15 protein-coding genes and 1 pseudogene are annotated in these 21,791 nt (G+C 37.7%); 15 read left to right on the top strand and 1 reads right to left on the bottom strand.

Features of this window, described 5'->3' with window-relative positions; translation table 11 throughout:
* Positions 1-234: 234 nt before the first annotated feature.
* Positions 235-1,548 carry an adenosylhomocysteinase gene (gene ahcY / locus FUA25_RS11925; RefSeq protein ID WP_147757148.1) on the bottom strand — a complete coding sequence of 438 codons (1,314 nt, stop codon included), beginning with the start codon at positions 1,546-1,548 and terminating at the stop codon, positions 235-237.
* Positions 1,549-1,799: 251 nt separating this feature from the next.
* On the opposite strand from ahcY, the pseudogene FUA25_RS13495 reads away from it, so the two are divergent.
* From FUA25_RS13495 to FUA25_RS11845, 15 genes and pseudogenes are all read left to right on the top strand, one after another.
* A pseudogene (locus FUA25_RS13495) lies at positions 1,800-2,243 on the top strand (hypothetical protein).
* 95 nt (positions 2,244-2,338) lie between these two features.
* Positions 2,339-3,328, top strand: a complete 990-nt coding sequence (locus FUA25_RS11910; RefSeq protein WP_147757145.1) for a helix-turn-helix transcriptional regulator — start codon at positions 2,339-2,341, stop codon at positions 3,326-3,328.
* Between the two features lie 90 nt (positions 3,329-3,418).
* Positions 3,419-3,823: a hypothetical protein gene (locus FUA25_RS11905; protein ID WP_147757144.1), complete on the top strand. Its 405-nt coding sequence runs from the start codon at positions 3,419-3,421 to the stop codon at positions 3,821-3,823.
* Positions 3,824-4,193: 370 nt separating this feature from the next.
* Entirely contained in the window at positions 4,194-5,447 is a 1,254-nt protein-coding gene (locus FUA25_RS11900; RefSeq protein WP_147757143.1) for a reverse transcriptase domain-containing protein, read from the top strand.
* 5 nt (positions 5,448-5,452) lie between these two features.
* The gene (locus FUA25_RS11895) at positions 5,453-6,709 is read left to right on the top strand and encodes a hypothetical protein (RefSeq protein ID WP_147757142.1); all 1,257 of its coding nucleotides are present in this window, start codon (positions 5,453-5,455) and stop codon (positions 6,707-6,709) included.
* Positions 6,706-9,012, top strand: a complete 2,307-nt coding sequence (locus FUA25_RS11890; RefSeq protein ID WP_147757141.1) for a response regulator — start codon at positions 6,706-6,708, stop codon at positions 9,010-9,012. The genes FUA25_RS11895 and FUA25_RS11890 overlap by 4 nt, the downstream gene beginning before the upstream one ends.
* The gene (locus FUA25_RS11885) at positions 9,009-9,995 is read left to right on the top strand and encodes a phospholipase D-like domain-containing protein (RefSeq protein ID WP_147757140.1); all 987 of its coding nucleotides are present in this window, start codon (positions 9,009-9,011) and stop codon (positions 9,993-9,995) included. The genes FUA25_RS11890 and FUA25_RS11885 overlap by 4 nt, the downstream gene beginning before the upstream one ends.
* A 170-nt stretch (positions 9,996-10,165) precedes the next feature.
* On the top strand, positions 10,166-10,471 hold the full coding sequence (locus tag FUA25_RS11880) for a hypothetical protein (protein WP_147757139.1): 306 nt from the start codon (positions 10,166-10,168) through the stop codon (positions 10,469-10,471).
* 148 nt (positions 10,472-10,619) lie between these two features.
* Positions 10,620-11,108, top strand: a complete 489-nt coding sequence (locus tag FUA25_RS11875) for a hypothetical protein (protein WP_147757138.1) — start codon at positions 10,620-10,622, stop codon at positions 11,106-11,108.
* Between the two features lie 260 nt (positions 11,109-11,368).
* Complete coding sequence (locus FUA25_RS11870) at positions 11,369-13,306, top strand: DUF262 domain-containing protein (RefSeq protein ID WP_147757137.1); 1,938 nt, start codon at positions 11,369-11,371, stop codon at positions 13,304-13,306.
* Between the two features lie 62 nt (positions 13,307-13,368).
* Positions 13,369-15,186, top strand: a complete 1,818-nt coding sequence (locus FUA25_RS11865; protein ID WP_147757136.1) for a site-specific DNA-methyltransferase — start codon at positions 13,369-13,371, stop codon at positions 15,184-15,186.
* The gene (locus tag FUA25_RS11860) at positions 15,186-17,519 is read left to right on the top strand and encodes a DEAD/DEAH box helicase (RefSeq protein WP_147757135.1); all 2,334 of its coding nucleotides are present in this window, start codon (positions 15,186-15,188) and stop codon (positions 17,517-17,519) included. The genes FUA25_RS11865 and FUA25_RS11860 overlap by 1 nt, the downstream gene beginning before the upstream one ends.
* 191 nt (positions 17,520-17,710) lie before the next feature.
* A complete protein-coding gene (locus FUA25_RS11855) occupies positions 17,711-17,923 on the top strand; it encodes a DNA modification system-associated small protein (protein WP_147757134.1) in 213 nt (70 codons plus the stop codon).
* Between the two features lie 11 nt (positions 17,924-17,934).
* On the top strand, positions 17,935-19,923 hold the full coding sequence (locus FUA25_RS11850; RefSeq protein ID WP_147757133.1) for an AAA family ATPase: 1,989 nt from the start codon (positions 17,935-17,937) through the stop codon (positions 19,921-19,923).
* A gap of 12 nt (positions 19,924-19,935) precedes the next feature.
* Positions 19,936-21,516: an ATP-binding protein gene (locus FUA25_RS11845; protein ID WP_228411702.1), complete on the top strand. Its 1,581-nt coding sequence runs from the start codon at positions 19,936-19,938 to the stop codon at positions 21,514-21,516.
* Positions 21,517-21,791 lie beyond the last annotated feature (275 nt).

The following is a 21,791-nucleotide window of genomic DNA, read 5'->3' as shown; positions in this document are numbered from 1 at the left end:
TAAACAATTTTTATTATTTAATACATCGGATGGAGTAAAATTTTAATAATTGCGCAAAATATAATCAATTCTTGAATTTTATCGATAAATAGAGGTGAAGCGTGATTTGTTTCAAATTAAAATTTTAATTTTTTGTGATCAGATCTTAATGGGATTAAAAAAACGCTTTGGGAAACCAAAGCGTTATATAAGACATTAAAATATTTCAGAAAAAACATCTGAAATTACCTGTTTTTAGTAACGGTAATATTCCGGTTTGTAAGGTCCTTCAACCTCCACACCAATATATTTTGCCTGTTCGGGACTTAAAGTTTCCAGTTCTACGCCTAATTTTTTGAGATGTAAAGCCGCTACTTTTTCATCCAGATGTTTTGGGAGCATATACACTTCATTTCCGTAAGCTTCAGCATTCTTCCAAAGTTCAATTTGAGCCAAAGTCTGGTTGCTGAATGAGTTACTCATTACAAAACTCGGGTGTCCTGTTGCACAGCCCAGGTTTACCAGACGACCTTCTGCCAGGATAATGATTTCCTTACCTTCGATATTGTACACATCAACCTGAGGTTTCACTTCGTATTTTGTAGAACCGTAGTTTTTGTTTAGCCACGCCATGTCAAGTTCATTATCGAAGTGTCCGATGTTACAGACAACTGCTTTATCTTTCATTTTAAGAAAATGCTCGCTTCTTACAATATTGAAGTTTCCGGTAGTGGTAATTACAATATCTGCAGTATCTACAACAGTCTCAAGTTTTTTAACCTCAAACCCGTCCATTGCCGCCTGAAGCGCACAGATAGGGTCGATTTCCGTCACAGTAACAATAGATCCTGCGCCTTTAAATGAAGCCGCAGTACCTTTACCCACGTCTCCATAACCGCATACAACCACTCTTTTTCCTGCAAGCATAAGATCTGTGGCTCTTCTTACTGCATCAACAGCAGATTCTCTACAGCCATATTTATTATCGAATTTTGACTTTGTAACTGAATCGTTTACATTTATGGCAGGCATCACTAAAGTCCCGTTCTGCATTCTTTCGTATAATCTGTGAACTCCTGTCGTGGTTTCTTCAGAAAGTCCTTTAATGTCCTTTGTTAATTCAGGATATTTATCGAAAACCAGATTTGTTAAATCACCACCATCATCCAGGATCAGATTCAAAGGTTTTCTGTCTTCGCCGAAAAATACCGTTTGTTCAATACACCATTCGAATTCCTCTTCGTTCATTCCTTTCCAGGCATAAACCGGAATTCCTGCAGCAGCGATAGCGGCGGCGGCGTGATCCTGAGTAGAGAAAATATTACATGAAGACCAGGTAACATCAGCTCCAAGTGCAACCAAAGTTTCAATAAGTACTGCAGTCTGGATGGTCATGTGAAGACATCCTGCAATTCTGGCGCCCTTCAATGGTTGAGAAGGTCCGTATTCTTCACGGATGGCCATTAGACCTGGCATTTCTGCCTCTGCCAGTTTTATTTCTTTTCTTCCAAATTCCGCTAATGATATATCCTTAACTTTATAAGGAACGTATTGTGTAGTTGTTTCCATTAATTCAAAATATTTTTGCAAAAATACACAAATTTCTTTGGACTGTCAAAACATGCAGCTGTTTGCCCATGAACACTGGGTTTTCATTTTTGGACATTTTAAAAGAAAGTATCCCGAAGCATCCAAATGAGGCATTTGTTGTACCTATTGTTGTACCTTTCAACATCGTTGCCCCACATTGCCAATCGCCGTTTTAACAGGTTTTAAACCTTTTGCATTCATCAGTTTGTTTAATAAAAAATGTATGAATTATGGCAACCGTAAAATTTGTTCTTAAAACACAACAAAAAGATAAAACTGGCAAATGCCCACTTTATATCCGCGTCATTAAAAACCGCAACGCAAGGTTTATTTCCCTTGGAATATAGCTTCTTCCCTCAGAGTGGGATCAGGACCAGCAAAGGGTCCGCAAAAACTATCCGAACAGCACGAGGATGAATGCAGTGCTTATCGCTAAAATGGCAGACGCATCGATGGAAATTATCGACGAGGAAAGAAAGACTAAAAACATTTCAGCAAGTGCTTTAAAAGAGACTGTACAGGAAAAAAAATCCATCAACTTTTTTGAGTACGCTGATCAGACTCTGGAGAAGATGTATCTTAACATTACTGAAAACACGTACCGGGTTTATAGAACTTTCCTTAACAAATTTAAACGGTTCGTCGGATCGGAAGTGGCGTATACTTGCAAGTGAAATATCTTTAGAAAATTTCACAAGATCATCTTATGGTTTTCTTTTTTCCTTCTCACTTTATTTTTGTAGTTTTGAGTTAACCGTGAATCCCCTTAATGGCTCAGAACAAAAACGCTCAGATCAGATACAAGGCTTTGGACAAATGCTTTGCGAATCAGTATAAAAAATTCTACATCAATGATTTAATTGAATATTGCACCAGTATTCTTTCCGATCATTATGCGCAGGAGACCACGGTTTCCCGCCGCCAGATTTTTGAAGATATGGATTTCATGAAAAGCGATGCCGGTTTTGAGGCGCCCATCGAAAGTTTAAAAGACGGTCGTACCGTCTTTTACAGGTATTCAGATCCGGAGTTTTCCATATTGAAAACCCCGCTGAACCCCTCGGAAATGTCTTCTCTGCAAGAAGCTCTGGAGACCCTGAGCAGAATGAATAATCTCCCCGGTTTTGATTGGGTGAATTCCTTACAGGCAAAACTTCAGTCAGGATTAAATGCGGAAACGCAGAAAACACAGGTCATCAGTTTCGAAGAAAATGAATATTTGCTGGGTCTGTCATTTCTGAACCCTCTATATCAGTTTATTATCAATCAGCAGGTGATTGAAATCCAATACAAAACTTTTACATCAGATGAGGTGTTGACATTTACTTTGTCACCTTACTACCTCAAGCAGTATAACAACAGGTGGTTTCTCTTCGGTTGGAATCACACTGATGGCTACATTCAGAATTTAGCATTGGATCGGATGCAGAATATCATATCATGTAAAGATCAGTACATAGCAAATCCCATAGACTTTGAAGAATACTTTGAGGAGATCGTTGGAGTAAGTAATGATCTAACGAAAGCTGCCGTTAAAATTAAAATTCAATTGAGTAATAACATCATCCCGTATATCAAATCCAAACCTGTTCACGGTTCACAACAAGTCAAAGAAAATATTCTGTTATTGGAGGTCAAGCTAAATTATGAATTGCAGTCACTCATTCTTTCTTACGGCGAAAATATGAAGGTATTGGAGCCGCTGGAGTTGGTGGAGATTATTAAAAATAGAGCTAAAAAACTGTCTGCAAATTATTAATGCAGTTATTGTGCACAGAATATTTATATCATTGTACCATTATACAGCGCACACAATACTATTAGCATGCATTAAAATAATATCAGCATTATGGAAAATGAAAAATTACCCACCAGAATGGGCACAGTTGCTTACCGGACCACAGGTAGACATGCCTCATTCCAAAGATTTTGTGAACTTTTTGAAATTAATTTAGAGAAACCTTTTGATAAAGATTCTCGTATCAGTGCAGAATGCTCCGCTCATATTTTCAAATTTCAAATTTTTGCCATACTATATGAGCAGGATTATTATAGAAAAAAGTCTCCTCAAGAGATCGCCGCTTTTTTGGGAAGAAAAACTGACAATGTACTGGGGATCTTGCAAAAGATTAGGCCTAATTACTTTATTAACGGGGTTTATACCCCAAAGGAGAATCATAATCTTAGATATTTGTCCTCCTTTGAAGTCGACAAACATCTGGGAGGAAATTATGATTTCCTAAGCTATAAATAAAAATTATTTTCTGGTGCACTTCCTTTGCATTGGTGACGTTGAAGTTTGCATCAGAAAAACAATAAGAGTTCATTGAAAAGCCTGTTTTTTAGATTTTGATTTCGCCTACTGTTTTTTGTAGGTATTCCTGGCGAAGCTAGGGATGATGAAGGTTTCTTTTATAAATTGATTTAGATTTATAGGTCTTAGTAGACTGAGGATATTATTTTATAATAATTGGTAATATTATTTTAGTAGATCATTGGTTTTACTTTATTACATCTTGAATTTTTGATCAATTTAATTTCAGAAGTACCCTCACTTATTTTAGCAATTGAATATATAAAGAAAACACAAAACAGGCTTTGAACTTTTTACATAAAAATGAAAAATGGTAAAAAATATATCAATTGAGCAGGCAGAATTTATAAAGAAGTTTTTCAAGTCAATGAAAGATTTAAGGGATTTCTGTATGCTTATTGATATTTGTCAGGATATTTTATATCCTGAATTTAAAGACCGTACCCGCATTGATGAGTATGTAATTAAAACATTGGCTCATCCAAAATCGAAAAACAGATACCATTCTTTTGAAATCAAAAAGAAAAATGGGGGTATGAGAACGATTCATGCACCACAACCTGAATTAAAAGTAGTGTTGCAATGTATTAACCTGATGTTCCAAACAGTTTTCACACCACATTCTGCAGCTTACGGATTTGTTAAAGATGCATCTGTAGTAGATAATGCCAATTTACATTGTGGCAATAACTACGTATTCAATATTGACTTGAAAGATTTTTTTCCAAGTATTGAAATCGGAAGGGTACTAAACCGATTAAGTTTTCCACCTTTCAATTTCAATAAAGAAAATGGACGGGAAGAATTAGGGAATTATATTGCATGGTTAGCCTGTGAAAATACAATTGTGGAAAGACTTGTAGATGGCAAAATTCAAAAGGCAGAAAAACGGGTCTTACCACAAGGTTCTCCATTATCCCCTATCCTTACAAATATTATCTGTGAGCGGTTAGACCGGCGATTAACTGGGCTCGCCAAAAGATTTGGTGTTAAATATAGTCGATACGCGGATGATATTACTTTCAGCTCGATGCAAAATGTATATCAGGAGGAAGGAGCATTTCGAAAGGAATTAGGAAGAATTGTTTCCGACCAGTATTTTATAATTAATCAGGATAAAGTAAGGCTGCAAAAATCTGGTACACGCCAGGAAGTAACCGGCATTACTGTAAATGAATTTTCTAACGTGACGCGAACTTATGTAAAAAGGATTCGTCTATGGCTAAGTTTTTGGGAGAAATTTGGGGCCGAGAAAGCTTTCAATTTATTTTTAAATGGATACATCAAAGACAAGGGACATGTTAAAAACCTTGGAAAGACCTCCTTTTTTATGGAGAATGTTATCGAAGGTAAGCTTAACTACTTGAAAATGGTAAAGGGGGAAAACAATTCCACTTATTTGGGTCTAAAAGAAAGATTTGAAAAACTTTCGCTGAGAAACAAATCAGTCGATCAACTTTTAGATACATGGGAAAAGAATGGTATTGATGAGGCAATGTCAAAATTTTACGCTGACCCATCTCCTAGAGTTGATAAAGTAGCTGATCAAATTGCATTATTATAATTTCTATGGCAAAAGATAAATACGATTTTATACAGGAACTTCTCGAAAATAAAAAATTGACGCTTAGTCAGCGTGAACGTATATTACGTAATACAAAGAATGAGATAAAAAAGGATGGGCTGTTGGGCAAAGATTTAGAACAGCGTGTTGCTCAGTTGGAAGAACAAGTACAGACAACGCTTGGTGGAAAATTGGGAAGCATGACACATGTTATGCCCGATAAAAAAATAGACGAGGAGATGGGAACCCCGCAAATGGGATCCACAAAACTAAAATATGTGAATCCACATAAATTAGCATCGTTTTTAGAAAAGTTCAATCAGAATCCACTCCTTCGTACCGCCTGTCATTTAATTGACAGCAACGAACTAAAGATGATCAACAGGGCTTGCGGAACACTTACTTATGATTATTTCAATCACCGTCAACTTTTAATAGACGAATTCAACGAGTGGATTAAAGGGTATGCAGACGGCGACCTCAAGGCAATCTTCTTTGCATTTATAACAGGACGAAATTTTGACAACAGTAAAAATCTTAATTTGGACAGCACAATTACGATAAATTGGTTTTCCGATGAATTGGAAAGTTGGTGTCGAAAAAATCCGGGAGCAGTTCCCCATCCAGACCCGGGATTTAAGAACGTCCAGAAGAACAAAGGCTGTAAATTGCCTCAACCTTTAAGTGGACAAACATTCCCTGCCGACAAATCAATTTATTTTTCTGATCTCATATTATATTTTAAAAAACTATTCCATATCCGGGGAGACAATCCGCTAGTGCAAATTTTAAAAACTCACAATACAAGAAATAACTGGGAAAGGGATATTACATTTATAATTGAGGAAGAAAACTTCCCTGAGGATATCGAATTATTTACGAACGTGCAGAAACTAATCGCCGCCTATGACGTTTTGATCAAATTGATAATTGAAGTGCAAAAAAAATATAAATTAGAAAAACCCCTAGTTAAACTGTCCTTGCTGCAAAGTAAGAAGGGAACTGTAGAACTGTCAGTCCATCATAAGAATACAACCTTCCGAAAATCTCGCTTTGACGCAATTAATCGGCCAGGTCAAGTCCTGTCGAACCTCTTTGACTTGCAACTTAATGGACTTTGCGATTTCTATATAAGGGCAATCTATGCGGATTCGGAAGAGCCCCATATTATCAATTTCTGGGACGGAAAACCGGCTAAAGCCAAACCGGATTCAGTTTCATCATTCCATGGTGTTGAATACATCTTAAAATTTACAAAATGATTTTTTTAATAGACGAAAAAACTGAAAGGCAGGAAATAGATTATGCCTGGACACAGGAACGTTTTAACGAATTTCACGGCATCATACATAGTATTTCTTCATATGAGGATCTGGAGAATGGTAATCTGCGTGAGGAAATCTTTGCTGACGACAGCATAATCTTGTTTCACGAATCCTTTTTTGACAACGTTCTTAACAACCACCCGAAAGACAGCCGTCTCATCCGGGAGAAATTGACTGCTTTTACCGAAAAGAATGGTAACTCGCTGGTGTACTTTAGTGGCAGCAAAGTGGACCGTCATATTAATGGCAATATCGCCCACTTACCCGTTTCTGTTTTATACCAGAATTTAGAGGTGTTTTTATCAGAAGTAAAGAGCGAAAACATAGATTTACGCAACTTGCTTTTTGGCAGGGACTTCTTCCGGGAAGAAAAGCTACTCCAAAAGATACAGGATAGCAATAACGCTTTTGATTCAACACAATTGGATACTGCTGAAGTAACTTTTTTGGCGCTTAGCTTGGAAGACGAAATTCCCGTCTCTATTCAAGAGTCAAGGGATGAGACCTTCTTTACTGAAGATAAATTTAATCACCTGATTTCAGACGAATATCTCGATCAAAGAGTGAAGGAGTGGTTTAATGACGAAACATTTGATAAAATTTTCATCCCCCTTTGCTTCGGAAATGTTCTGTCCGATTTTAATGGACTCCGCTTGGCGTTGCATATTCGCATCACCGATTCAAAAAATAAATTAACACCATTGTTTATTTATTCACCTGTAGAGCACCGGGACCTACTGAATAATGATTTCTATGATGTTTTAAAAACCAAGAACATCTTTCTCATCAGTTATTCCAGGGAAGGATTTCTCCGCTCGCTGGCATACCGTCCTCAGAAATTAGAGGATTACCAGTTGCCGGCTGAGCTGGCTAAAATTAATTTGAAAGTCCCTTCCAATTACGAAGATTCCCATAGCGCGACTAATGAGTGGGCAATTTACAGATGGGCCCGGACATTAGATACTTCTGACGAGGCAATTGAAAAAATAAGCAAGAGAGTCGAGGGAGACAGCTATTTTAAGTATTTAAAAACCAGATTCCCGGTTTCATCGGCAGAAATAATTTTGGAGAATACGCTTAAGATTAAGGTAAACAATAAACCCCGGATTCTCCTCATTGACGATGACGCAAATAAAGGCTGGTACAAAAACCTCTGTAAAATTTTCTATGACATTAATAGATTTGAGTTCAGTTATCTCGAGGAAGATTTCAAGACGCTTTCTCAGGACCTGATCATTGAAAAGGGTATTGAAAAGGTGATCAAAATTGACGCCGATATAGTACTCTTGGATTTCCGGCTACATCCTTCCGATTTTCTGCAGAAAGACATTTCCAGCGTTACAGGTCTTAAAATACTTAAAAGGATAAAAAAACACAATCCCGGCATTCAGGTTCTTATATTTTCTGCCACAAATAAAATATGGAATCTTCAAGCCAATCAAAACGCGGGAGCGGATGGTTTTATAATAAAAGAATCACCCGAAAACAGTATCGATGAAACTTTCACAAATAATGCGATTAATGATTTGATAAGAAATTTTAAGGAAGCATCTCAAATGGGATTTTTAAAAAATGTCTACTCAGATTTCGTAGAAATTAAAAATTCCATTCTTATATATTCTTCATTTGATAAGGACGAAATAATACTTGGTGAAGAAATTAATTCATTTTTAGATATTTCATTTGAATTATTGAAAAGAGCACGATTTGACAAGAAGTATTTATCATATGCATACATCCAAATTTATTTGTTCCTGGAATTTTTAATTTCACAAGACTTTTTCCTTATCGAAGGCGATTCGGTGTATGTCATAAATAAAGACCAAAGGATTCTCGTTCAGCAACGGAAAAATAAAGAGTTTGAGAGAAGTATAAAATTCACAAACGGAAAATATGATATAAATAAAAATTCGTTGAAACAAGAACATATTAAAAGATTAGACACTAATTTTAAAGTATCTGCTATTTTAATTTATAGATTGGGAAATTCCAATTCGTCGGTGATGAATTGGACGCGAATCTATACAAACCGAAATACAAAAGCAGCTCATTACAGCAAAGAAAATATTTCAAGTAAAATTGGCATTCAAGATATTCTAGAGTTGATAAGCTTTTTGAAATATTTTACATCTCTTGAAAATGTTAGTGATAAGAATCTCTTAAATGGTCTAACAGAAAAAACTTTTGAGGACTCTCTTGCTGAACTTTCTACACATCCCAACTTCAAGAAATCTAAATGATAACTACGCATTTCTCGGCTATAAGAAAAAATATTATTTCAGAAGTTTTATCAGCGACAGATGAGGTACTTATTGCTGTCTATTGGTTCACTAATCGTGAATTATTTAATATCCTTTTGACAAAATTAAAAGATGGGGTCCGCATTAAACTGATAATTCACAATGATTTTATAAACAACCGAATCGGTGGATTGAATTTTCAGGAATTTATTGATTTAGGTGGGGAGTTCTATTTTTCAAGCTTAGAAAACCCAATGCACAACAAATTCTGTTTGATTGATAATATAATTCTCATAAATGGATCCTACAACTGGACCTATTTTGCAGAAGAAAAAAACAGAGAAAACATTCTCATCATAAAAGAGGAAGAGGAAGTGATAAAATCATTTTCCCATGAATTTTCAAATCTATGTTCTACAACAAATCGTTTAGACAGCATCCAGCAGATTTCTAAATTTGAAGTTGGAGTTAATGATGAACTAAATCAAAGGGAATATCTTGCTCAAGATATTTTATATCAAGCCAAAACAGAGGGGGATAGAACAGACATTAATAAAGCGTTTGACATCGCACCGGATAACATTAAAATTCAAAAATTAGCTTCTTCATTAGATTTATTACCTCAATATATTCTGAAACACAATATCGGTATCTCCATTCTAAATGATGAAATAAAATACTTGGCTAAGAAAGGAGATAAAGTCCCATACACATATTCAGCAGTGGTGAGGACAAGTAAGGACTATCAATCAAAAAGCATAACCAACATTGTATACGGTAATAATATTAAGGCAAGTCAAAACTCAAAACTCTTAATGTTTGAGTTTGACGGCCTACCGTTGCTCCAAAAAGGAAAAGTAGAAATGAGATTTACATTCTCTATTGATATGGAGGGAAACGCCATCATTTCACAAATTTGTTTAAACAATGGAAAAGATCTCACTAAAAAAGTTAGAAATCTCAATCTAATAGAGAGAAAATAGAAATGCACTCAAGTTGAATTAATAGCAATGTTAATTTCATCTCCAACTAAAATTTTCAGAAATGGCTATACTAATTCCCATGATACCCCAAATTTTAAAAGGGAAAGTTAAACCTCAGGAAGGTGAAATCTATTAAGCGGTTAGTTACCCTCTCAATATTAGCTTCAAAAATGAACAAAAAACAACTAATCCTAAAAGCTTTTGAAGACCTCGACTTAGACATGCTCGACGTCCTGCTGAATGATGGGCAGTCTTATCAGGATGTCCACAAGGAAACTTTTGTGGCAGAGCTCAAATCATACTTTGATGATCTTCGGAACGATCGTAATTACAAAACAGACTTTAAAGCGGTTCAAGGAATGTGCACCAATTGCAGCAAGGGTAAAAAAGGATTTTCATTTGTGAATTCGGACGGGGAAAGTTTCATGAGTATGGTTTTCGAAGAATCTGAAGATGATTATGTAGACAATTTATAAATGCAGCAGTTTCAAAACTTTTGACAGGGAAATCACAGAAGAATGGGCTGGTATTTACTTTTATGATGATGACAAAGTAGATTACCTTCCTACAGAATTTAATATTCGGGAAAAGAATGAATGTGACCGTGCGGTAAAAGCATTGGAAATGGAAATTGAAACTGAAGGAATTCTATCAAAAAATTTCTATATTCCCTGGATCAACACCTATGGCCACCTGCACACCGTTGCAGATATTTTCGCCGACAAAACATACCGGTATAAAAACGAAATCTCCGGCTATCTCTGGATTCTGGAACCCCTTGTACAGAGCCTCAAAAAGTCTGATCTTGCCCTGGAATATTGGAAGGAATTCATTGCCTTTCCCGTTATTACCCGGGAGATCATCCAGGACTGGCTGATCAGATGTGACCACCATTTTCCTTATAGCAAATACGGCTTTGACTATGAAACAGATTTCAGACAGGGTTATTTCGCGGATAGAGGCGTCAAAATCAACCTTCCCGAACACTGGTATCTACAGAATATTGCTGTAATACTCCATAATTATTTTGTCTTGATTCCTGAGGAAAACTCGCTGAAACAAAATGAAGAGTTACCCATTGATGGGGAAGATGATGACATATTTCTTTTCTAAAAAAAACACCCCTAATTTTCAGTCTTCTAATTGCTTTAAGTGAAGGGATACCAAATAGAATATACAATTTTTTTTGCTGGATTTTACTTACTTCCTTTACGGATTCCCTTTTTTACTTTCAATTGCATTTACTATATTTACAGTGTATGATAAAAAACTTTCATCACGTTGAGAGAAGTGTAAATAATTCAGCGGATATGCAAGTAAATATATTTATTTATGGAGTGAATAATAAATTATAAGTAATACCAAAAACATAGATGCCTGAAATTTTACCTTTTAAAGAGATCTTTTCCAATAAAATATTCCGCATTCCCGATTACCAGAGGGGTTACTCTTGGGAGGAACCGCAACTCGAAGATCTCTGGGCAGATCTTACAAACATTCATCTTGGTAATAACGCCTACCACTTTACCGGTATCCTAACCATTAATGATTTTTCAGACGACGATTTTGCAAACCTTGCCAGAGAAGGATTTGAAAATGCTATTGACCTTCATGAAAAAATAGTGCGGTTAAATGATGAAGATTTCAAGGCATATAATTTAGTGGATGGACAGCAGAGGTTAACCACCATACTCATACTGCTTTCCCAACTCAATGAAAAACTACGGCATGCCGCTGAAAAGTTGCAGATTTCGAGAAAATACTTTTTCAGATATGAGGAGGGCAACAAATACCTTTTCGGTTATCATGTTGATGTGCCTTCTCATAATTATTTGATTCATAACATTTTTGAAGACAGTTCTTACGATCCTGAGAAAACAGAAACGCTATACACCCACAATCTCGATTTTGCAAAAAAATTCTTCCAGGAAAAGCTGGAGGATTATGGGCAGAATAATGTTCGGGATTTGATGACCAAAATCACGGAAAGACTTCTGTTTTCAGTATTGAATCTCAGCGAAGCTGCCGGTACCAACCTGGACATCTCAATGGTGTTCGAAACCCTGAACTTTAGAGGCATGCAGTTGTCCGGATTGGAACGTTTTAAGAACCGTGCCTTATACCTGCTGTCTAAGCAGGCTTTTGGCGCTAATCAAATTGCATCCCGAAGAATAACCATCAATAAAACATGGCTGCAGATTTATAAATGGCTCGGTAGGAATCCTGCTCCTAAGAAAGTAATGGATGACGACGCTTTCCTGAAAGCATTTTGGCTTCTCTATTTTTCAAACGACAGTATGGTTGCAAAGGAATTCAAAGCATACCAGAAAAATCTTTTCGAAAATGACTTTAATCTGTTGAATATTAATAATAACCGGTATATGATGCCGGATACACTCCGAAAGTGGTTAACATGCATGCGTCATTCGGTCGTGTTATGGTATTTTATTAACAATCCTTACGAAGTGGATTCGGATGACGATTTTAATTATCATTACACGCCCTCAATACAAAGATCTCTGCTGCGGCTTCATAGTTTTCCTTATGGTTATGGCCGCTATATGCTCAACCTGATACTTGCAGTTTTGGTTAAGCTTCTACCGCCAAAAGTGGAAGACCAAGAACTGTCTCTCGAAGAACAGGAAAATCTCCGATCAATTGAAGAGTTGTTATGGGCAGCAGAACGTCATAATATCATGTGCTTTCTGTTTTACGGTAACAAAACCAATTTCAACCAGGAAGTAATATTCAGGGAGATCAATAAATTCTATAATGCCGGAGATGCCGCCAGCATACCTGCATTAATCAGCACCATTCTTAATGTTAGAGTGGGTCATTTCAATTGGGACACTGTACTTCGGAATATTACCATGGGACAGGATTTTGCCAATTGGGACGGTATTCATTTTCTGTTAAAAGAGTACGACGAACATTTGTCCGGTGAACCCGTTCACCGCGAAGTGGCCGTTAACCTGATTTTTCCTGACGATCAAAACCCCTCTACAAGAGCTTTTTACTCTGACATTAACCGCTGGGGTCAGGCGAAGAAAAGAAAGTACACCTATGCGCTGGGAAATCTATACATGTCTAACAACTCACATGCGCCTAAGCCGTTTGAGGAACACAAAACGCGGATACAAAATGCGATCGAAAAAGGCTATACCGTCTATGAATCTGAAAAGGAACTGCGGAATTATCCTTCCTGGAAGACAGAACATGTCATAGAGCGTACCCATAAAATTATTGACTTTGTCGTCGGTAAATGGTCACTTCCGGATCCGGCAGATACTTTTAAAAATTATTATAACTAAAACGCAACAGCCTAGAAGCTAAATTAAACGAAAAATCCAGTCTTTAGTGACGGACATAAAATATGAACAAACAGGATTTAATAAAAAAAATCAACAAGATACAGGACATCTCACGCGAAGAAAAAGCGTATTTGATCGATTTAGTCAACACCAAAAAGAAATACGGTCTGGTCTGGGAAAACAAACCCGAAGATGTAGAAGAACAGCTGCGCAGCATGCTGCCGGTTTTTAAGGAGGTTAAGGAACGTGCTATCATTTCAGAAGACAAAACTGCGCCCAACCATATCCTTATTGAAGGCGATAACCTTCATGCCCTTACTGCGCTAACCTACACCCACGAAGGAAAAATTGATGTAATCTACATTGATCCTCCTTATAATACGGGGAAGGAGAAAGAATTTAAATATAATGATAAATATGTTGATTTAGAAGATTCTTTTCGTCATAGTAAATGGTTATCATTTATGAATAAGCGTTTACGCATAGCGAAAAAATTACTATCGGAGAAAGGTGTTATTTTTATCTCAATTGATGACAACGAACAAGCACAATTAAAAATGTTATGTGACGAGATTTTTAATACGAATAAAGGCACTAAAAATACAAACCACCTTGCCTCAATAGTATGGGACTTAGGGACCGGAACCTCTGCAGGTCATTTTACACGATCACATGAATATATTCTTGCCTATACCAAAAATCGAGATTTGGTCAAAAATTTTGAAGGTGGTGAGGGGATAATTGACGACAGAGCTGTTAAAAAAATTGGAATTAAAAATCCAGCTTCAGAATTTAAATTTCCTGCAGGAACTAGATTTGATGCACCGTCTGGATTTGAATTAACGGAATCTTGGGGAGGCACAGAAACGCTTACCTTAGTTGAGGGAAAAATGATTTCTGAAAATGGGATATTAAAAGAAGATGTGATATTAAGGGCTGGCTGGACTCAAAAAAAACAAATGAAAAGCTTCTTTGAAGGGTTAGAAACATTTGACAGTAAAGGGCAACGGGTTTTGGAGTTTTATTTTAGAAATAATGGAAAGATTTATAGCAGAAAACAAAAAAGCACTATAAATCCAAGTTCTGTTTTACGAAGTATAGCAACAACAAAACAAGGCTCCTCCCTTATAAAGGAAATTTTCTCAGGCGAAGAGCCTATTTCATTTGTCAAGCCGATTGAATTGTTAAAATACATTTTAAATTTATTTGATCAAAAATCTTTAGTTCTCGATTTTTTCGCTGGGTCCGGCACCACTTTACACGCTACCATGGCGCTCAATGCGGAAAATGGCGGCAACCGCCAGTGCATTTTGGTAACCAACAACGAAAACAATATTGCCGAAGAGGTAACCTACGAACGCAACAAACGCGTTATACAGGGTTATACCAGCGCAAAAGGCGATAAGGTAGAAGGTCTTATGAACAATAACTTACGATATTATCAGTCAGATTTTATCCCAAGCGCACGCACCGAGGTGAACCGCCGTCAGCTCACCGCACGCTCCACAGAACTGCTTTGCATTAAAGAAAACTGCTACCACTGTATTACTGCAGATTTTGGAATCAACCCCAAACAGGCGCAACTGTTTACCGACCTTCTGGGCAGTTACATGGTCGTCATCTACCATTCCCGGAATATGGAAGCAGTAGTTGAAAAACTGACGGAAGTAATTCAAGGATTGGAAACAACCGAGAAAGTAAAGATTTATGCCTTCAGCCCGGAAAAAGATTCCATCGAAGATGATTTCTTTGCGGTACAGGATAAGATAGAAACGGTACCGCTCCCGGACAGTATTTACAATGCCTATCGTGCAACTTTCCGAACTTTAAAACTAAGTCAGAATCAGGCAGCTGCCTCCACCCAAAACCAGGATAATTAATGTACACCCTATTAGAATTTCAGGAAAAAGCAGTCGGCCAGTTGCAGGATCATGTAATCGCGGCGTTGGAAAGTCCCTTCGCACAAACTCCCATTTTATTAAAAGCGCCTACAGGCTCCGGCAAAACCGTTATGGCGGCAGCGTTAATAGAGCGTATTGTAGATCAGGCGCACCTACACCCCGGTCTCGATAACAACATCGCCTTCATTTGGTTCGCGCCCAATACCCTGCACATACAGAGTTACGATTCACTACATACCTTGTATGAAGAGTCCCGCCGGTTAAATTGCATCAACCTGAGCGAACTTTCTGCTAATCCGGTCTTAAATCCGGGCGATTTGCTTTTTGCGAACTGGAGCAGCCTGAGCAGCGCCACCAACATCTGGCGTAAAGAAAACGAAACCAACACCAATCTGGAATCGCTGATTGAAAATATCCGGAACAATGATACCAAGATTATTCTGGTGATTGACGAGGCGCACTTAAGTGCTTTTACGGGAGCCCAGGCGAAAGCGGTTCGCAGCCTTATTGCGGCAGATGTAGAAATATTGATCACCGCGACGCCAGCTCATATCCCGGACCGCAATGTCGTTGTGCAGCGCAGCGAAGTGATTGAACAGGAATTGATTAAAAAATCAGTACGCCTGAACATGGGATTGGATCCTGCTCAGCAAAAGAGCGATAATGTGCACATTCATCTCCTCAGGAAAGCGTTTGAAAAAAAGGCAGAACTTCAGAAACTGTACGATGAAGAATTAGGGGAAGGCATCGTAAATCCTTTATTGCTTATTCAGCTTCCATCAGATTCCGTCACTTTGTCCGATGAAGACAAAAGCATTCGGGAGACGCTCGAAGGAATCCTGGCTTCAGATTATAACATTACTTTAAATAACGGTCGTTTAGCGGTGTGGTTATCCGGCGAAAAAAATAAAGATGATCTGGAAGACCTGAACGGTTTGCAGGATGTCTTGATCTTTAAACAGGCCATCGCACAGGGTTGGGATTGTCCGCGGGCCTCCATCTTGGTGAGTTACCGTAATGTCCGCTCTGAGGATTTTGGAATCCAGACCGTCGGCCGCATTTTACGCATGCCGCACAGGAGACATTACCTTCACGATGACCTGAACCACGGCTATGTATTCACCAATATACAAACCAACCAGATTAAATTGGTGCCTTCAGATTCTGATTATTTCGATAAACTTTTGGCCGTTAGACAATCGGATAAAGGGTGGGATTTTCCGGTAATGCCATCTGCACAAATGATCAATGACCGTAAAACAAGTGCCACCTTAACCTCCAGATTTCAGTCCATATTTTTCAGCTATATGGAGAACAAGTACGGTATTAAGCAACTTCCGGACATTGACCTGTTTACGCCACGCCCTGAGGATGATGAAGACGTTCTGAAAATAAAAGAGGATAATACCCGGAAGATGTTGGAAAAAGGCTGGGTATTTGAAACCGATGACCACCAGATAAAAATTCCTTCCGATATAAAAGTCGACCCCTATCAGGTAGATGCCATTCAGCTCAACACGGGCAACCGTAAGGAATTTGCCATTACCCATGAAGAATTCAGGCAGTATTTCGACCGGTTTTGCTACGACAGCATCACACGCTTGATCAAAGAAAAGTCCTGGCGCAAAATGAGGGAAACACTCATCAATTTTGCTGAGTATTATTTGCAGTCTTTTGAATTTGATGCCCGAAAAATTTACCTCTTCCCACAGAACAGGGCAATTATATTAGATGATATCAAGGTAGCTCTGGAAAAATTTGATGCCTGGCAACAGGCCGTCGGAAACGAGAGACGAAGGGTGGAATACTCCGATTGGTCAATTCCTGCCGAACGCTACTACAGTGAAAAACACAGCAGAGAAGATATTGAAAGTCATGCGTTGAGCCCGTTTTATGAACAGAACGGCGCTTCTAATCCCGAAAAACTGTTTAAGCAGTTTTTAGTTGCCAATGCAGATAAGTTGAATTATTGGTATAAGAATGGAGACAGCGGTCGCGAACATTTTGCAGTAGATTACGTTGATGTTTCCGGGACCCCAAGACTGTTTTACGTAGATTTTATAATAAGAACAAAGGACGGTCGCATCGGATTATTTGATACCAAATCATTAAAATCAGATATTGATGATGCTAACAAACACAATGGTCTGCGAAAGTGGATCACAACTAATGGCGATCAATATTTTGGTGGAGTCTTAATTCCGGTGGAAATGGCTGGAATCTGGAAATTCTATTTCTCGGAATTCGATCTGCAGGAAAATGCATATATAGAAAACACCACTGGTTTCACGGATATGAGTCAGAAATTATAATAGATCACAATAATCTGAATGACTTATAATATTTAGACAATTATGATATCGAGATCATGTCACAAAAATTGAAAAACGATAACATGTTCCACAATTCGTGTTACAAAAACTAAAAAAAACTAACATATCTGCGATATCATGTTACATTGTATAGCAGGATAGAACACAATCAAATAACAAAAACGAAAGAGATGAATAAAGGATTAGATGCGATGTTTATGCATTCCGGTATTAGGAATGAAGATATGGCAATTATAGAGAATATTTGTAAAGATAATGACATTGACTTCGAGTGGTTCAAAGATGCCATACTCAAAGAATACCACGAGTTAAAAATGAAAAATGAAGATATAAGTTCAAAGTCCCTTCAAACGCTTTTGGAAAAGGCACTAGCTAACAAATAAAAATCTATAAAATGCTCATCACAAAAATTGCAGCTAAAAATTACAAGACCTATAAAGAACTGGATCTGGATTTATCGGTAAACCCCGATCAGCCGATTGTACTCATCGGCGGCCAAAACGGCGGGGGAAAAACAACCCTGTTCCAGGCTATTTACGCTGCCTTATACGGTCTGGAAATTAAGGACGCAGCTCATTTCAAAAGACTTATCACCGCTTCAGTACCGTTTACTGATGATATTAAAATAGAATTGGAAATTGATTTTAAGGGAAAAGTTTTATCACAGGACTTCCTCTACAAGATTAAGAGAGTATATGCCCTCAATACCCAAAAAAACCCGGTGGAATCGGTATCTCTTAATTTTAATGGGGACATTTTTACTTATGGCTCGGCAATGCCTTTCTCCCAAAGGAACAAAATGGAAGCAGAGGTCAATAAAATCATCAAGGCAAACCTTCCGAAAGAACTAAGCAAATATTTCTTATTTGATGCGATGGAATCCGGTGACCTGCTGAAAGAGGATTATCTCTCTCGGGTTATTAAAGAAAATATTGAGAACGTAATGGGATTCAATAAATACTTGCATCTTGGCGAAGCAGCGCATAAACTGAAAGAAAGGTATATTGCGGATACAATAGAAATACAGTCCGAACGCATTGCGTATCAAAAACTATTGGATACGAAGTCTGATGTAGAAGCAAAAATAAAATTACTGAAGGAAGAGCAGCAAATAAAACTGGGATATTCTATAGATAAAAAAGATTTTTATAAAAAAGCCAAAGAGGGCAAAAATTTACAGCAGGAATACAAGGACCAGATAAACATTTTAGAAAATAGAATCGCTGAACTGAAAGATAAAGAGCTGGAATACCTGCACTGGGTGAACAAATATGCCGAGGAAGTGGAATTACAGGCTTTTGTGCCCAAATTGGTTGATACCATCAGAGAAGAATTGGAACTCATCTTGAGTAAAACCGAAGTGATGGGAAGTAATGACAATTTTACTGCACTTCAGCTTAATTACATTAATGACCGGATTAACCGGTTTTTCATAGAAAAGAAATATTGTGATGTAGCTCCTGAACAGTTGGCATCGGAAATTACCGATTACATAAGAACAGATCTGAAAAAAGAGGAATCAGCAAATGATTTCGGTTTCTTTTCTAATGAAGAACTGAACAGCATCAGGTTGTTGCTAAACCAAACATCAATAAATAATTTCAAATTTATATACCATACCAAAGAAATCTTACAGAAAGAATTAAAACAGCTCCCTATATTAAAGGCTGATTTAGCCGAAGCAAAAAGCCACACTTCCAATGATGAAAGCGCTGTAATTGATGCGTACGAAAACAATGAAAGCATCCTTAACGACCTAAAAGCTAGTATCAGCAGCTTGGAAGGCGAGGTAGTTCGTATAAATACCGAAATCAACCGGTATGATATTTCCGAAGAGGAAATTCCAAATCCCAAACTTGAAATCCTTAAAAAAATTGAACCTGTGTTTGATCAGATTTCCAATGCCTTATTGAAAGCAAAGAAAAATCGTATTGAAGAAACAATGAAAGAGGATCTCAATGCTACTTTGGTGGCATACAGCAATCAGGTCGGTAAAGTGGAACTTTCAGAAAAGTTGAATGATCTGACCTTTAAAATATACCATAAATCAGGAAACGAAATTTATCTCGAAGAACTGAATGCTGCTTCGAAACAGATTATCGTACAGGTGTTGCTAAAGGCATTACACCAATTTGGTGATTATAACCCTCCGGTGATGATTGATACGGTGATGGGTTATTTGGACGAAGAAAGCAGAGCCTCATTATTGGAAAATTATTTCCCGATGTTGTCTCATCAGACCATATTGCTGAGTACGGATAGTGAAATTAGGACTGATAAAGATCTCTTGAAGATTGAAGAATTTATTTCGAAGAAATACACCTTGGAACGGGACAAAGAAAATCAGTACACCAATGTGCGGGTCGGTTATTTTAATGCTTAATTATTGATATTTATGTTGACTTTACAAACGAATTTACGTATTGCTGAGGCAGTAGCTCCCAAAATGGATCAGCTGCGCACAAAATTTGAACAGATACTTAACTTGGACAAATATGAATTTGAGCAAAAACCTTTTGCTGTCAAAGGAAATGCTAAATACATGCGGATTTCTTTACTGGCAGGCTTGGCATTAAAGGAAGCGCGAACCAAAGATTTTACAAATCTTGTCATGACCAGCAACAGTATCCATCCCACCTTATTTACAGTTCATAACTTATCGAATTATTTAAATACACTGCTGCATTACCGGTACAGTCACTTAGACGTGAATTGGGAAGACAGTATTACAAGAAGTAAGGTGATATGTCACGAAATTTTGATGGGCGCAGAAGCGCTGCTTCAGGGTGAGCAATTATTGGAATGGCTCAGTTTTACAGGCAGTTCATCCACACAGAACAACGGAATCCCTCACCTGAATTTAAATATTGGGGAATACCACGATGAAATTCCGGCATTCCTGGACATGAACAGTTCCGCAATTACCAACACCCAGATATTAATTGCCGGAACCACCGGCTCAGGAAAATCAAACCTGTTGGCCGTGTTGATGAATGAAATTCGCTCTTTGTCGGTGGAAACAAATTATCCGGTGAACTTTTTATTTTTTGATTACAAGGGTGAATTCTCAGACATTGCCAATAACAGCTGGCTGAATCACTTTGCCGTAGATCGTGCTGCTATTCTGGATCCCATTGAAGGACCATTACCTTTTACGCCATTTAAAAATTTTGTCAATGCAAACCAGAACGAAATAAATATTTATTCTACGGAAATGGCAAATGCACTGTGCGCAATCGATAGAGCAACGATCAGTGCAAATATGAGCAACAGATTGTCCGAGGCGATCATTGATGCCTATGCGGCAACTAAAGGCCATCCTATATCTTTTGAACTTATATTGGATGCTTATACGGATCTTCAGCCTACCAATGAAAAAGAAAAAGTAGATAGTGTGAAATCCGTTTTGAACCAGTTAATAAGGTCAAACCTTTTCCTCAACGAGGACAAAGCAGACCTGGTAAAAAGTAGTTTTATTATTAAAATGGATAAGTATGCAAGCCAGGGAGCAATAGGTAAAGCAATAGTTTACTTTATTGTTTCCAAACTGAATTCTATCTACGAAAATCTTTCTCAACAGGCCAACGATGGGGAGAAAGTGCAGCTACGTCATTTCACAATAATAGATGAAGCCCACTACATGCTGGATTTTGATAATAAGCCCCTTAGGAATCTTATCGCCGTGGGTCGTAATAAAGGAATGAGCGTGGTGCTTGCCACCCAGAACATGGAGCATTTTAAATCGAAGCACTTCGACTTCTACGCTAATGCACAATACCCCTTAATAATGAAACAGCAAACGATAAACGACGGAGTTCTGAAGGATATGTACGGCGCAAATGCTGCAGAATTGCAGGACATTAAGCAGGCCATTGCTGGTTTAGGTAAAGGAGAACTCATAGTCAAAAATAACGAAGCCATAATGATCGGCATCGGTAAAAAGTTCAAGAAAATAAAAGTAAGGCACTTAATATAATGATTGATTACTAACCACATCTTTGGCCGATTAATCTCCGGAAAACGCCGAAAGAGCACCTCGGAAATTAGGAAGTTTGAAAGTACTGCTAAAAAAGATCCAATTATAATTTGTTTAGATGGTGTACACAACCCGCTATGGATCCGTTAGGATTGTAATGTATACCAAAAAAAGGAGCATTAGTTCAAAGTTTAAAAGACCTTATAATCTTATTTATTTTAGGTCGCCGAAGATCTCCCAACTAATAAATCAATTAAATCAGCTGCAGGTCTACC

Origin of the sequence: Chryseobacterium sp. (assembly GCF_008014695.1) — a bacterium.
In the GTDB taxonomy this organism is placed as follows: domain Bacteria; phylum Bacteroidota; class Bacteroidia; order Flavobacteriales; family Weeksellaceae; genus Kaistella.
Note: the sequence above shows the minus strand (reverse complement) of the source record. Positions and strands in the feature narration are given on the sequence as shown.